Source organism: Kribbella sp. NPDC020701, assembly GCF_055562215.1.
Window position 1 is genome coordinate 423338 of record NZ_JBVHFT010000002.1, and the last position, 14241, is coordinate 437578.

The 14241-nt window shown below is 68.7% G+C and carries 14 protein-coding genes; 9 read left to right on the forward strand and 5 right to left on the reverse strand.

Annotated features, from left to right (window positions below; genetic code table 11):
* The first annotated feature begins 7 nt into the window (after positions 1–7).
* Positions 8–946 carry a TetR/AcrR family transcriptional regulator gene (locus ACZ3HV_RS05560; protein WP_465681223.1) on the forward strand — a complete coding sequence of 313 codons (939 nt, stop codon included), beginning with the start codon at positions 8–10 and terminating at the stop codon, positions 944–946.
* On the opposite strand, the gene aat is transcribed toward ACZ3HV_RS05560, so the two are convergent.
* On the reverse strand, positions 939–1604 hold the full coding sequence (aat, locus tag ACZ3HV_RS05565; protein ID WP_465681225.1) for a leucyl/phenylalanyl-tRNA--protein transferase: 666 nt from the start codon (positions 1602–1604) through the stop codon (positions 939–941). The two genes, ACZ3HV_RS05560 and aat, sit on opposite strands and share 8 nt — an antisense overlap.
* A gap of 151 nt (positions 1605–1755) precedes the next feature.
* Between aat and ACZ3HV_RS05570 the strand changes: the two genes are divergently transcribed.
* Complete coding sequence (locus tag ACZ3HV_RS05570) at positions 1756–2451, forward strand: EcsC family protein (protein WP_360368649.1); 696 nt, start codon at positions 1756–1758, stop codon at positions 2449–2451.
* A gap of 91 nt (positions 2452–2542) precedes the next feature.
* Here the strand turns inward: ACZ3HV_RS05570 and ACZ3HV_RS05575 are convergent, their stop codons facing one another.
* Positions 2543–3382, reverse strand: coding sequence for a helix-turn-helix transcriptional regulator (locus ACZ3HV_RS05575; protein ID WP_465681227.1), 840 nt, complete (start codon positions 3380–3382; stop codon positions 2543–2545).
* 31 nt (positions 3383–3413) lie between these two features.
* A complete protein-coding gene (locus tag ACZ3HV_RS05580; RefSeq protein ID WP_465681229.1) occupies positions 3414–4340 on the reverse strand; it encodes a hydroxymethylglutaryl-CoA lyase in 927 nt (308 codons plus the stop codon).
* Positions 4341–4393: 53 nt separating this feature from the next.
* Here ACZ3HV_RS05580 and ACZ3HV_RS05585 point away from each other — a divergent pair, with 53 nt between their 5' ends.
* Positions 4394–5041: a GNAT family N-acetyltransferase gene (locus tag ACZ3HV_RS05585; protein WP_465681231.1), complete on the forward strand. Its 648-nt coding sequence runs from the start codon at positions 4394–4396 to the stop codon at positions 5039–5041.
* A 78-nt stretch (positions 5042–5119) separates the two neighbouring features.
* On the opposite strand, the gene ACZ3HV_RS05590 is transcribed toward ACZ3HV_RS05585, so the two are convergent.
* Complete coding sequence (locus ACZ3HV_RS05590) at positions 5120–5911, reverse strand: metallophosphoesterase family protein (protein WP_465681233.1); 792 nt, start codon at positions 5909–5911, stop codon at positions 5120–5122.
* A 135-nt stretch (positions 5912–6046) separates the two neighbouring features.
* On the opposite strand from ACZ3HV_RS05590, the gene ACZ3HV_RS05595 reads away from it, so the two are divergent.
* From ACZ3HV_RS05595 to ACZ3HV_RS05610, 4 genes are all read left to right on the forward strand, one after another.
* Positions 6047–6925, forward strand: coding sequence for a DUF8175 domain-containg protein (locus tag ACZ3HV_RS05595; protein ID WP_465681235.1), 879 nt, complete (start codon positions 6047–6049; stop codon positions 6923–6925).
* A 17-nt stretch (positions 6926–6942) separates the two neighbouring features.
* A complete protein-coding gene (locus tag ACZ3HV_RS05600; RefSeq protein ID WP_465681237.1) occupies positions 6943–8298 on the forward strand; it encodes a hypothetical protein in 1356 nt (451 codons plus the stop codon).
* A gap of 218 nt (positions 8299–8516) precedes the next feature.
* Complete coding sequence (locus ACZ3HV_RS05605) at positions 8517–9068, forward strand: MarR family winged helix-turn-helix transcriptional regulator (RefSeq protein WP_452246767.1); 552 nt, start codon at positions 8517–8519, stop codon at positions 9066–9068.
* Between the two features lie 92 nt (positions 9069–9160).
* Entirely contained in the window at positions 9161–10756 is a 1596-nt protein-coding gene (locus ACZ3HV_RS05610) for a molybdopterin-dependent oxidoreductase (protein ID WP_465681239.1), read from the forward strand.
* On the opposite strand, the gene ACZ3HV_RS05615 is transcribed toward ACZ3HV_RS05610, so the two are convergent.
* A complete protein-coding gene (locus ACZ3HV_RS05615; RefSeq protein WP_360368622.1) occupies positions 10737–11348 on the reverse strand; it encodes a TetR/AcrR family transcriptional regulator in 612 nt (203 codons plus the stop codon). The two genes, ACZ3HV_RS05610 and ACZ3HV_RS05615, sit on opposite strands and share 20 nt — an antisense overlap.
* A gap of 56 nt (positions 11349–11404) precedes the next feature.
* Between ACZ3HV_RS05615 and ACZ3HV_RS05620 the strand changes: the two genes are divergently transcribed.
* Positions 11405–12169, forward strand: coding sequence for an ATP-binding cassette domain-containing protein (locus ACZ3HV_RS05620; protein ID WP_465681242.1), 765 nt, complete (start codon positions 11405–11407; stop codon positions 12167–12169).
* Complete coding sequence (locus tag ACZ3HV_RS05625) at positions 12166–14229, forward strand: YhgE/Pip family protein (RefSeq protein ID WP_465681244.1); 2064 nt, start codon at positions 12166–12168, stop codon at positions 14227–14229. Before ACZ3HV_RS05620 ends, ACZ3HV_RS05625 begins: the two co-directional genes overlap by 4 nt.
* Positions 14230–14241: the final 12 nt, after the last annotated feature.

Sequence of the window (14241 nt, forward strand, 5' to 3'; positions counted from 1 at the left end):
TGACGCCATGAACGCTGGACGCACCGCACGCGAGCGAGCCCGGGCCGAGCTGACCGACGAGATCAAGGCGGTCGCCCGGCGGCAACTCGCGACGGTCGGGGCACAGGGGTTGTCGCTGCGCGCCGTCTCCCGGGAGCTCGGGATGGTGTCGTCGGCGATCTATCGGTACTTCCCGAGCCGCGATGACCTGCTCACGGTGCTGATCATCGACGCGTACGACGCCTTGGGCGAAGCAGCCGAGGCAGCCGCCGTGAAGTCCGGCGCAGCGTTCGCAGTCCGCTCACCGGAGACACCGGACGCAGGCCCGGCGAACGCGGGGTCGGCGGACACGGGGTCGGCGGACACGGGGTCGGCGGACGCGGAGTCGGCGGAGGTGGCGTCGAACCCGCGGGGTGCGGAGGTGGCGTTGGAGCCGCAGGGTGCGGAGGCGGCGCGGGAGCCGCGGGGTGCGGAGGTGGCGCGGGAGGCGGTTGCGAGGGATCGGCAGGCTGCGCCGGTGGCGGGGGCTTGGGATGTGTTGGAGACATGGGGGGCTGTGTTTGCGGCTGTTCGGGACTGGGCTCGGGCGAATCCGCAGGAGTACGCGCTGATCTATGGGTCGCCGGTGCTGGGCTACCAGGCGCCGCAGGCGACGGTGCAGCCTGCTGTTCGGGTGCCGATGCTGATCCTCGGCCTTCTGCAGCAAGCCGACGCGGAGGGCCGGCTGGTGCCGCCTGACGATGCTCCCGAGCCGGACGGCGTCTTGGCGAGCCAGGTGAACGTGCTGGTCGGTTTGGCGCCTGGCGTCCCGCCGAGGGTGCTGTTGCGGATGGTAATCGTGTGGACGCAGCTGTTCGGGATGATCAACTTCGAGTTGTTCGGTCAGCTGGTCGGGTCGATGGACCCAGCGGACGAATTCTTCGCGTCCGCTACCAAACAAATGGCCACCTTCGTCGGTCTCAGCTGAAGGCCTTGGGCAGTGGGATGTCGACCGCGCGCGTGATCCGGCGGACGTAGTCGTCGCGGGGGATCGCGATCGCGCCGAGGGTCGCCAGATGGTCGGTAACCCATTGGATGTCGAGGACGCGGTCGGCGGCGTACTCGTCGTCCAGCAGCTCGATCAACCCCGCGACAGCAGCCTTCGAGCCATCCGTCTTGTGATGGAACATGGACTCACCGGCGAACAGCCCGCCGATCGCGACGCCGTACAGACCGCCCGCCAGTTCATCACCGTCCCAGGCCTCGACCGAGTGCACCCAGCCGAGCCGGTGGAGTTCGGTGTACGACGCGATGATGTCCCGGTCGATCCATGAGCCGGGCCGGCGCGGATCGGCACACGCGCGGATGACCTGGTCGAACGCCGTGTTGACCCGGATCTCGAACTTGCTCCGCGCCCGCCGTACCGTCCGTGACGGCCGATACCCCGCCACCTCGATCACCCCTCGATCGACCGGCGACCACCACAGCACCGAGCCGCGATGGTCCGGCATCGGGAACAGACCCCGCCGGTACGCCGCCAGCACGGTCCCCGGCGCCAGGTCCGCACCGCCCGCGACCACGTCACTCGCCCCGGCAACCCCGACCGGCGGAAACTCCCACACAGAAGCAGCAGGCTCGACAGGCACACCACCATCCTGGACCACGCCCGGCAGCCCGTCGTCGAGGGGACCACCAGGGGACACCAGGGGTTTGTCCCGAGTGGCGGGGTACCGGAAGCCACGTAGAGTTGAAGCACGCCCAGGCTTCCGGACGCGGGGGAGGGCGGGAAGGAGCACCGTGGCCGGAGTAGCCAGGTTCGTCGCCAGCAGTCTTGCGCCCGCCGCACAGCGGTTCGCCCCGCAGGCCGCGGCGGGTGTGCTGCGCCAGATTCTCGAAGTCGCGATCGACGGATACCAGCGGTTCCCCGGCGCCGAGCAGGTCGCGGAGAGCAAGCTGATCCGGTGCGAGGGCGACGCGCAGCTCGCCGTCGATGCGGTGATCGACCAGCACATCCGGCTGGCTGGGGTCCAGGGATTCGCCACCGGACTCGGCGGCCTTGTCACCCTCCCGGTCTCACTGCCCGCGAACCTGACCGGCATCGCGATCGTCCAGGCGCGGATGGTCGCCGCGATCGCGCACCTGCGCGGCTACGACCTGGACGACCCGCGCGTCCGCACCGCGGTCATCACCTGCTTGCTCGGCGAGGAGGGCATCGCCGACCGGATCAAGAAGTCCAGCCTGGTGTCGTCCCCGATGGCGATCGCGACCGCCCCGGTGTTCGACCCGGAGCTGGATCGCCAGGTCTCCGGCGAGGTGGTCGGCGAGCTGATCGCGCGGATCAGCGGCAAGAAGATGGCGCTCACGGTCACCCGTCGCATCCCGCTGCTCGGTGGCGTGGTCGGCGGCGGCGTCGACGGCTGGTCGACGTACCGCGTCGGTCAGTACGCCGACAAGAGCCTCGTACGCCGCATCCGCCGCCCGATCGAGCCCTGATACGCCCTGAGGCACTGCTGGTGGGTGAGGCCTCCAGCACGATCCCAGCTACCGGGCGCCGACGCGCGGACCGCCGGAATCGCGCTGAGCGTCAGGCGTCGGCCGGCGCCAGGGTGCGTCTTGTCAGGGGGAGACGCTTGCGGGTTTCCTCATCGGCGGGCGTCTCGATGAAGAGGAGCAGGTCTGGATGCGCGGGGAGCGCGAACTCGGTGACCGTGAGGTGGAGCTCGCCGGCCACCGGGTGGACGACCTGCCGCGGCCGCGGTGTGCAGGCGGCGACCTCGTGGCGCGACCACAGCTCAGCGAACTCAGGACTCAACGCCCGCAGCCGCTCCAGGTCCGTCTCCCACTCCGCGTCGCCGACGTGTTCGCCGTACGCCGATCGCAGGCGGCCGACGAGGTACGGGAGCTCGGTGTCGTAGTTGAGCAACTGCTTGCGGGCGGTCGGCTCGGTGACGATGCACCAGAGCAGGTTCTTGTGGATGCAGGGCAGCTCGTGCCAGTCGTGGAAGAGGTCCGCGAACGCCGCGTTCGTACGGACGATGTCGAATCGGGTGTTCGTGATCACCGCCGGCAGCGGGTCGAGTGAGTCGAGGATCTCGGCGAACACTGCCTCGTTCGCACACACGCTCGCCCGCGGTGGCCGCGCCGGAGTCGCCTCGGCCAAGCGGTACAGGTGCTCGCGCTCGATCGAGCTCAGCCGCAGAGCCACAGCGACCGCGTCGAGCACCTGCCCGCTCGCGTTGATCGGCCGCCCCTGCTCGAGCCACGTGTACCAAGTCACGCCGACCCCGGCGAGCTGCGCCAACTCTTCCCGCCGCAACCCCGGCGTACGCCGTCGCCCGCCGGCAGGCAGGCCGACATCCTCGGGCGCCACCCGAGCCCGCCGCGCCTTCAAAAACTCCCCGAGCTCACCCCGGTGCGTACTCACCCACCCATCCTCCCCACCCCCACCGACAGTTTCAGCCGGCTAGGGCTTGGACTACTCGGCTGGGGGATGGTTTGGCTAGTTGTTGGGCCATCCAGGTGCTGGTGGTGACTAGTTTTTGCAGGTCTACGCCGGTTTCGATGCCTAGGCCGTCGAGTTGCCAGAGGAGGTCCTCGGTGGCGAGGTTGCCGGTGGCACTTTCGGCGTACGGGCAACCGCCGAGGCCGCCTGCGGAGCTGTCGACCGTCGTGACGCCGGCTTGTAGTGCGGTGATGGTGTTGGCGAGGGCCTGGCCGTAGGTGTCGTGGAAGTGGACGGCGAGCTTGTCGGTGCCTACCCCGGCGGCCGCGAAGGCGGCGATCAGCGCGGTCACCTGGCCTGGTGTCGCGACGCCGATCGTGTCGCCGAGGGAGAGCTCGTGGCAGCCGAGCTCGACCAGTTGCGCACCGACCTTCACCACCTGATCGATCGGTACGTCGCCCTCCCAGGGGTCGCCGTAACACATCGAAACGTACCCGCGGACGGTCAGCCCTTCGGCCAGCGCGCGCTGGATCGTCGGGGTGAACATCGTGAACTGGTCGTCCAGCGTGGAGTTCAGGTTCTTGGACGCGAAGGTCTCGGTCGCGCTGGCGAAGATCGCGATCTCACGGACGCCGGCGGCGAGGGCACGGTCCAGGCCACGTTCGTTCGGCACGAGGACAGGCGCGCGTGCGGCGGCCGGCAGGTCGAGCCGTTCGAGCAACTCGGCCGCGTCGGCGAGCTGCGGGACCCATTTCGGGTGCACGAAGCTGGTGGTCTCGACGGTCGTCAGGCCGGCGTCCACCAGCCTGTTGATGAACTCGGCCTTCACCGCGACGTCGACGATCGCCGACTCGTTCTGCAGACCGTCGCGCGGGCCGACCTCGTAGATCGTCACCCGGTCAGGCAGTCCCTCGGCCTTCACCAGCTGGGGCTTCCGCATGTATCGCCTCCGTGCGTGAGCGTAGCGCGGGGTCTCCGCGAGAATGGCTCGTGATGACAACTCTTGCTGACATTCTGCGTGCCGTCGAACGCGGCGTCTTCCCGCCCCCGGACCTCAGCATCACCGTCGTCCCGGCGCCTTCGGACCGCGAGTCCTGCGTGGTCGCGTTCACCGCCCACATCGTGATCGCCGCGGACGTCACCCCGGCCTGGGTTGCCGAACGCGTCCCACCGGGCGACCTCTCCGCACCGACGAACCCGCCGTTCCTCGCGGCGCTCGAAGAGGCGACCGGCCGTCGCGTGAACGCCCTCGACGCGATGCTGCTCGCGCCGGCGCTCACCGATCCCGCTGACCGCACCGCGGCGACCACCGGCCTGACCGAACTCACCGACCACGACGACCACCCCCGCGTCGAACGCGCGTGGCGCTACCGCGGCGACGTCCACGTGTACGGCGACCAGTACGGCGGACTCGTGCTCACCGGGCGAGGTCTGGCCGGCCGCCTCGAGTGCGCACTCGAGGTCCCCGAACAGTCCCGTGGCAAAGGCCACGGCCGCCGCCTCGCCACCGCCGCCCGCGCCCTCATCCCCGCGGACGCCCACATCTGGGCCCAGGTCACCCCCGGCAACGCGGCCTCGTTCCGCACGTTCCTGGCCGCCGGCTACAAACCCGTAGGCTCCGAGGCGTTGCTGGTCAAGTGACGGGACCGTGAACAACGTGCGGATTGTTGCTGACGGCACCTAATCCACACCTGTGGACAAACCTGGGGAAACCGCGGATCACGACGTACGGCGGTGGTAGGTGTGCGGCTCGTCGGCGTAGAAGTTCCCGCGGTAGAGACCGCGAATGATCTCGGCTTCGTACCCGTCGAGCTCGGGCATGCCCAGGTCACGGGCGATCGCCAGCTCGGCGTGGGCGTCGTACGGGACGCGGACGAACTGGATCGAGAACAGCGCCGGATCGGGTGAGTCCGGGACGCCTTCGAGGATCGTGTAGACCGGGGTCGGGTCGTCGAGGCTGTTGCCGACCGAGCCGATGTTGAACAGGGTGCGGCCGAGGTCGACCTCGTAGAACGGATCGTGGGTGTCGGCGTACCCGACGACGCTCGGGATCGGACCGTCACCGGTGGCCTCGGTGTTCGCGAACATCTCGACGTACTCCGCTTCGTCGTGGTCGAACCGGACCCGCCGGTGAACACTCGTCGACGACGCGTGGAACAGCCGGATCTGCCGACCGCTGAGCAGGAAGTCGTGACAGAAGGGCAGTCCGCGGAGCCAGGCCCACTGGTCCTCACGCAGCTCCTTCTTCCACCAGCGCAGGCCTTCACTGTCGTGCTCGCGATCCGGATCCGGCAGGAGGTCGTCCCAGTTGCCGCGGATGTTCACCTCACACACCTCACGGCACCGATCCACCGCCGCCTGCCCGCGCGGCCCCTTGCCGACGTAGTCGCCGAGGTTGAAGATCCGCTCGATCCCCCGCCGCTCGATATCCGCCAGCACCGCCTCCAGCGCGGTCAGATTGCCATGCACATCCGAGATCAACGCGATCCGCTCAAGCCCCATAGTCGTCATGCTTCCACCCTCCCGCACCCCACCGACAACGATTTACGGCGGGGCGAAGGGCCTGTGGATAACTTCCGCGGCGGTCGGCGGATTTTTGCCAACCTTGTCGTCGTGGGGTTTTCAGCCGACAGAACGGGGAGCGGGATGAGTGAGAGCGACGAGAAGTCACCTTTCGGGCCGGGGTTCGTGGCGGCGTGCATCGTCATCGGCGCCGTGCTGGTGTGCGGCGTCCTGCTCCTCGTCAGCGGCCGGAGCGCGGATCGCGCCGACGCATCCGGACGTACGACGCACTCCTCGACGAACGGCGGTCCCGCGGGTACGTCGGGGTCCGGCTCGGGGTCCGGCTCCGGCTCGGGGTCCGGCTCCGGCTCGGCGTCCGGCTCCGGCTCGGGGTCCGGCTCTGGCTCCAGCTCCGGCTCCGGCACTGGTGAGAAGGCTGCCGTGCCGGCTGGTACTGAGCCCGGGACGGGTTCGGGCGCCGGCGGGAGCAGTTGTGGTCTGACGGATGGCGATCAGGCTGTCCCGAGCCAGGCACCGGTGACCGGCAACTGGGAGATCAGTCGGCGAACCGCCGTACCTCGATCGGACGCCTTCGGACCGGCCAAGACCGACACCGACGGGTTCCGGCGATGCTTCGCTCACTCGCCGACGGGCGCGCTCTTCGCCGCCTACAACGCCGTGGCCGCGCTCGCGGATCAGCGGCAAGCCATCCCGACCGTCCAGAAGCTGATGATCCCCGGGGCAAACACCGACGCGCTGATCCAGGAGTTGCGCAAGGAGAGTCCGTCGACCGACTCGTCCGTGACCCAGGTGGCCGGCTTCCGGATCCTCGACGCCGAGCACGACCGGGCCACCATCATGCTCGCGACCCCGGTCGAGTCGGCGTACATGAGCCTCACCCTCACGCTCGTCTGGCACGCCGGCGACTGGCGGGTGCAACCCCCGCTGCCCGGCAACCCGGTCGGCGCGCCCTTCTCCCAACACAGTGATCTCGACGATTTCGTCGCTTGGAGTGGTGTCTGATGTGTGGACCAACTGAGATGACCTGTCACATCGCCAACGGCTTTGGGACTGTCGCCGCCAACGGCCTCAAGGAGTTGACGAAGGCGATCGGCACCTCCGCACTGGACGCGATGAACGGCGTGGCGACGTTCTGGATCAAGGAGCCCTCGCCGACGCTGGTCGTCGGCGCCGACACCCAGACTCCGGCGAACAGCGCGATCGTGGAGTTCCTGCAGAGCAACGTGCTGTGGGTGGCGGGGGCCATCTTCACCATGGCGGTGCTGGTGGCGGCCATCCGGACTGCCTGGGAGCAGCGTGCCCAACCGATCCAACAGTTGCTCAAGGCAACACTCTTGTTCGTCGCCGTCAGTGCGGCCGGTGCGGCGACCCTGCAGTTGCTCACCCAGTGGTCGGACGAGCTCGCCGAGGGCATCATCACCTCGGTGCATCCGGACGCCACCACTCTCGGGCCGGCGATGGGCGCCCTGGTGTTGCGCGGCAGCGCGGGGATGTTGACAGGCGATCAGGCAGCCAGCCTGATGACGATGCTGATCGGGGTGTTCGTCGTCATCGCGGGACTGATCCAGGTCGTGCTGATGGTGATCCGATCGGCGATGCTGATCTTGCTGGCAGGCACGTTCCCGCTGGCGGCCGCCGCGACCAATACCGAGATCGGCCGGTCCTGGTTCAAGAAGTACTGCGGTTGGGCCCTGGCGTTCCTCGCGTACAAGCCGGCCGCGGCACTCATCTACGCCGCAGCGATGCGGATGAACGAGCTCGACGTCGGGCAGTCCAGCAACACCTTCGTGCAGACCGCCACCGGCCTCATGATGCTGTTCCTCGCGATCTTCGCCCTGCCGGCGCTGCTGCGCTTCATGGTCCCAGTGACCGCAGCGGTCGCAGGCGGTAGCGCCGGCATGGGCGCCGCGGCCGCAGACCCGGGCGGCATGGCGACCGGTGCGGTCAACATCGGACGGTCGGCGATGGGTCGATTCGGTGGATCGGGTGGCTCCGGCGGTGGTGCGTCGGGTGGTGGTGGCGGTGCGTCCGGCGCGATTGCCGCCGGCCCGGCGGGTGCGGGTGTGGCCGCGGCCGGTGCGGCGGTCAATGGCGCTCGCAAGCTGGCCGGCGGTGTTGCCGGGGCAGCCGCTCACTCGGCCGGCGAGGCGGGCGGTGGGTCGGTCACGCCAACCTCGTCGTTCGGGCCGATGTCACGCGGCGGGTCCAGGTCCTCCGGAGCGCGGTCCTCCGGATCGGGTTCCGCGGGTACGTCGGGCTCGCGTTCGTCGGGTTCGGGCCCGGCGGGCTCCCCGTCGGCGAGCGCCAGGTCGGCGAGCGGATCCGCGGCGCGGGAGCGCATTCCGGAACCGGCGGGGCCGAGCGGTGGGTGGTAGGCGCTCCAGTCGCACCGCACTAGACCGGATCACAGGCTCATCAGTTTGGTGGCTGGGTCCGGCTTGTACGGCGCAGGTCCTGAGGCGTGTTTTCGACAGCCTGGTTGGGGGTTGAGGTACGTGGGTTACGCTCGGGAGGCTTGCGGTTGGGGGTCGATCTGTAGCCGAAAGGTCACCCCGTGTAGCGAAGTGACCTAGTCAGCTAATAGAGTCCGCGCATGACCATCGCGCCTTCGCTTTGCTCGCCCCTAGCGCTCGCCGATGCAGAACCCACTCGCGCCGCCGAACCCTGGGAAAGCGACGTGATCAGCGCGTACGGCCTGCTGCGTGAAGCAGCGGCCGAACTCGATCACCTGATGCGTCATTCCCTGAAGCGCAGTGGTCTGCAAATGGCAATGTTCGAACTGTTGCTGCGGCTTGCCCGTAGCCACGGAGAGAAGCAGCGTCTCACGTCCCTCGCCCGGGAGTTGACCGTCACCACCGGCGGCATCACCCGGCTCGTCGACCGTGCCGAGAACCTCGGCCTTGTGCGCCGGGAGCCGTGTCCCGATGACGCCCGCGGTTCGTTCGCGGTGCTGACCGAGGAGGGGAAGCGGCGGTTGCGCGAAGCACTGCCGGACCACCTCCTGGAGATCGACAGCCTCTGGATGTCCCAGCTGGCCGACGATCGGGACGCCGTACTCGGCAAGCTCCGACGGGTTCGGGACAACGCCCGCCGCTGGCCGAACGGCCGGCCGGGTCTGGGGCCGATCACACCTGACCGGATCTGAATCAGCCACTCACAACTGGATAAGCATTACCCGCGACTAACGGATGGGGCGCTCGACTGGTGTCGGGCGCCCCGCCGCGTAATGGTTGAGAGGTGAAACAACCAGCCGACGAGGCGCGGACGAAGTTCCCAGGCGGTCCTGGTCTTGGCGAGGCGGACGGCGGCGGGACGGCCGGACGGTCCCGGCAGGTGACGCGGTGGCGCGGCGCCTTGGGTGGCGTGCTTGCGGCGGTGGCTGGGCTGGCGGCGGGAAGTGTCGTGGCGGGACTTGTCGGTACGTCGCAGACGCCCGTGGTGGCGATCGGGTCGGCGTTCATCGATCGGGTGCCGCCGTGGTTGAAGGATCTGGCGATCTCGTGGTTCGGGACGCATGACAAGACGGCTCTGCGGACCGGGATCCTGGTCGTCCTGCTCCTGCTCGCAGCACTCAGCGGGGTTCTCGCCGTACGGCGCTATTGGGCCGGCGCTCTGATCGTCGTCGTACTGGCCGGGTCGGCTGTGGTGGCCGCGATGACCCGGGCGGACGCGGGGCAGACCGGGTTCCTGCCGTCGGCGGTCGCCGGGATCACGGCCTTGCTGGTCCTGCGGCTGTTCAGCAAACGACTCGAGCCACTCATCGACTTCCCCGAGGACGGCACCAGCCGCCGGGGGTTCCTGCAGTTGTCGGCCGGCGTCGCGCTCGGGTCGGCGGCAGTAGGCCTGCTCGGCCGGGTGGTCAGCGGGAACCGTGCCGCGGTCGCGGACGCACGGAAGGACCTGCAGCTCCCCCAGCCGCCCACCCTCGAACCGCCGGCCGGTGTGCAAGCCGAGGGTGCGACGCCGTGGGCCACGCCGAACGACGACTTCTACCGCATCGACACCGCGCTGTCCGTGCCGCAGATCCTGCCGTCGGACTGGAAACTGCGCATCCACGGCATGGTCGATCGCGAGCTCCAGTTCAGCTTCGACGACCTGCTCAAGCGCCAGGTGGTGCACAAGTGGGTCACGCTCACGTGCGTGAGCAACGAGGTCGGCGGCGACCTGATCGGGAACGCTCTCTGGTCCGGCGTACTCCTCAAGGACCTGCTCGAGGAGGCCGGTCCGTCCAAGGACGCCGATGCGATCCAGTCGATGTCGAAGGACGGATTCACCGCCGGTACGCCGCTGAGCACGCTGCTCGATGACCGCCAGGCGATGCTCGCATTCGCGATGAACGGTCAGCCGTTGCCAGTCGAGCACGGCTTCCCGGTGCGGATCGTCGTACCCGGGCTGTACGGCTACGTGTCGGCGACGAAGTGGCTGGTGGACATCGAGGTGACCCGGTTCGACCAGTTCGAGGCGTACTGGACGCCGCGCGGGTGGTCGGAGCTCGGGCCGATCAAGTTGTCGTCGCGGATCGACGTACCGTTCGGGAAGAAGGTGACGGCGGGTCCGGTGACCGTGGCCGGGGTCGCGTGGGACCAGCACGTCGGCGTGTCCAAGGTCGAGGTGCGCGTCGATGGGGGCCCTTGGCAACAAGCGACACTGGCGACCGACGCGTCGATCGACACCTGGCGGCAGTGGCACTGGACCTGGGATGCGTCGCGAGGCACGCATCTCCTGCAGGTACGGGCGTTCGACGACAAGGGCAACGCGCAGATCGAGGCCTCGGCACCACCCGCGCCGAACGGCTCGACCGGCCTGCACACTGTCAGCGTGAAGGTCGACTGACCGCCGCGAGGACCATCGGCAGGAAGGTGTGCTCGAGCGACCCCGCCGGGACTTTCCGAGGCTCGAGCAGACTCTGTGAGCGCGCGCCCTCGTGCAACGCGATCACCAGCCGGACGAACTGTTCCGGCGGAACGCTGAAGGTCACCCCGCTGGTCTCGGAGATCTCTTCGACCAACCGCGTCAGGCTCGCCCGGAACATCGCGCGCTGCTCATTGAGCGCCCGCGCCGCCTCCGGATGCCGGAGCGCGTGCAGCGTGAACTCGGTCGAGATCAGGTGCCACTGCTTCTGGTCCGGCGCCGCCTCGTCGAGCAGTCCCAGTACGGCGTCCAGCAGAGTGCCCGGCTGATTCGCGAGCTCCGGCAGCAGCGCGGCGATCTGCTCCAGCAGGCGGTCGGTGGTTGCCTGGAAGAGCGCGAGTACCAACTCGTCCTTGGACGCGAAGTTCGAGTAGAACGCGCCGCGCGTGAAGCCGGCCCGGTCGCAGATGTCCTCCACCGAGGCCCCGTGGAATCCACGCTCGGCGAAGACCTCGAGGGCGCCTTCGAGCAGGCGGGCCCGGGTGTTGGAGCGGCGGCGCTTGGGCGTTTCCATACCGGTAGGATACAGTTCCGTATTGAATACACAACCGTATTGAACGGGGAACTGGGATGCAGCTCGAGGCCACCGGGATCAGCGTGCGTGGGCCACACGCACCGATGCTGGACACCACGTCGGTGCGGGTCGCCGACCATCAGGTCGTGCTGCTGGCGGGCTACCCGGGTCCGGGGCACGTCGCGGCCGCGCTCGGGCTGTCTGGGCGTCTCAAGCCCGACACTGGCTCAGTCCGGCTCGACGGGAAGGCGGACGCGGCACTGCTGCGTCAGAAGATCGCTGTGGTCGACGCACCTGGGATCACTGAGCCGGACGACGCGCTGCCCGTTCAGACCGTGGTGGGTGAGGAGCTGGCGATCGCGGGTCGCAAGGCCGGCCGGAAGGCCGTGGTCGAGTGGCTGACCGAGCATGACGCGGCGGAGCACGCGGGCAAGCGGTTCGAGCATCTCCCGGTCGCCGCACGGACCAGGCTGCTTGCCGAGCTGACGGTGGCACGGCGGGACGTGAAGCTGGTCATTCTGACGATGCCGGACCGGCACGGTGGCGATCCGCATGAGTGGTACGCACTCGGTCGCGACCTGGCGTCCCGTGGGTACGGCGTGATCATCACCTGCGCTGATGCGTCCGCACGGCTGCTCGGTGTGCCGGCCGCACAGCTGGGCTCACAGGATCAACCAGAGCCTGTGCAGGTGGCGCCCATCGCACCAGTTGAACCCATTACCCCGATCGAGACAGCCGACTCGCCGGAGGACGTCGTACCGGTTGACGTCGTACCAGCTGCGGAGGACGTCGTACCAGTCGTTGAGGAGCAGAAGGCGTGACCGCGATCAGGATGGCCTTGAGTGAGCTGCGGAGGCTGACCGCTGGGCGGTTGCCCAAGCTGGCCGTGGTCGCACTGCTGCTCGTGCCGGTGCTGTACGGCGGCCTCTACCTCTACGCCAACCACGACCCGTACGGGCGCCTCGACAAGATCCCGACCGCGGTCGTCGTGGAGGACACCGGTACGACGCTCTCCACCGGCGAGAAGCTCAACGTCGGACCGCAGGTAGCGGACGAGCTGGTGAAGTCGAAGAGCTTCGACTGGCACCGCGTCGACCGCGCGGACGCGACCGCCGGAGTGTCGGACGGCAAGTACGAGTTCGCATTGGTGTTGCCGAAGTCGTTCTCCGCCGACCTCGCGTCGAGCGCCGACTTCACGCCGCGGCAGGCGCAGCTCGAGCTGCTCACCAACGACGCCAACAACTACATCGCTCACACCATCGCGAACCAGGTCGTCGCCCAGGTGACCAAGACCGTCGCGTCGCAGGTGAGCGAGACCGCGGCGAGCAAGCTGCTGGCCGGGTACAGCACGATCCACACGCAGATCAGCCACGCATCCGCGGGCGCCGCTCAGCTCCAGAGCGGTCTGACCAGCGCAGCCACCGGTGTCACCAAGCTCCAGACCGGCGCGAGCCAGCTCAACACCGCGCAGAAGCAGCTGTCCGCCGGCGCCTCCAAGCTGGCCACCGGTGCCACGCAGGCGCAACAGGGTGCGGCCAAGCTGCAGACCGGCGCCGGCCAACTGGACGACGGACTGGGCACGCTCAAGCGGAAGACTGCGACTCTGCCGAAGCAGACCAGGACGCTTGCCACCGGCGCCGATCAAGTGGCCGACGGGAACGAACAGATCGCCGGAGTCGGCCGTCAGGTCGCGACCGCTTCCAGCACGCTGGTGAAGGATCTGAGCACTCTTGACTCCGGTCTCGCGGCGCGACTGAAGGCCGACGGCTTCAGCCAGCATCAGATCAACCAGGTGCTGGCCGAGACCGCCAAGCTGCGCGCACCGGTCGTCCGTGCAAACACGCAGGTCCAGTCGACGTCCAAGCAGCTCAACCAGCTGGCCACGGGCGCCCGGAAGGTGTCCAATGGCGCGGCGGCGCTGGCCAAGGCAACACCGGCACTCACGAACGGGATCAGTACGGCAGCCAACGGCGCGCACCAACTGAACACGGGAGCGGGACAGCTGAAGACCGGCCTCACCAGCCTGCAGACCGGCGCTCAGCAGCTCGCGACCGGTGAGAAGCAGGCAGTGACCGGACAGGGGCAGCTGCTGACCGGTGTGAACACTCTCGCCACCGGAGTCACCCAGCTGAAGACCGGTGCGACCCAGCTGAACACTGGACTGGCCAACGGCGTCAAGCAGATCCCCAATCCGTCCGCCGACCAACGCAAGGCGGTGGCTGAGACACTCGGCGCACCCGTGACGCTGCAGAACGTCTCCCAGGCGACGGCGGACAGCTATGGCGCCGGGCTGGCTCCGTTCTTCCTCAGCCTGGCCTGCTGGATCGGTGCGTACGTACTCTTCCTTTTGGTCCGGCCGCTGTCCCCGCGGGCGCTGGCCGCGCTGCAGTCGCCGTTCCGGGTCGCGCTGGGCGGTTGGTTGCCTCCGGCCCTCTTCGGGGCGATCCAGGCGGCGCTCGTCTTCACCGCGGTGAGCATCGGCCTCGGCATCGACGCGGCCCACCCGTGGCTGACGGTCGGGTTCCTGATCCTGACGTCATTCACCTTCGTCGCGATCCTGCACGCGTTGTCCGCGTGGTTCGGCGCGGTCGGGAAGTTCCTCGGCCTGGTCCTGATGGTGGTCCAACTGGTCAGCGCCGGCGGTACGTTCCCGTGGCAGACCATCCCCGAGCCGCTCTACTTCTTCCACCACGCCCTCCCCATGAGCTACGCCATCGACGGCGTCCGCCACCTCATGTACGGCGGCCCCGGCACCTCCCTCGGCCGCGACCTCCTCGCCCTCGCCGCCTGGTTCGCCGTAGCCCTCGCCGCGTCGACCCTCGCCGCCCGCAAGCAAAGGGTCTGGCCAGCCAAGAAGCTCCAACCAGAACTCGCGCTCTAGCTGCATGCCGGT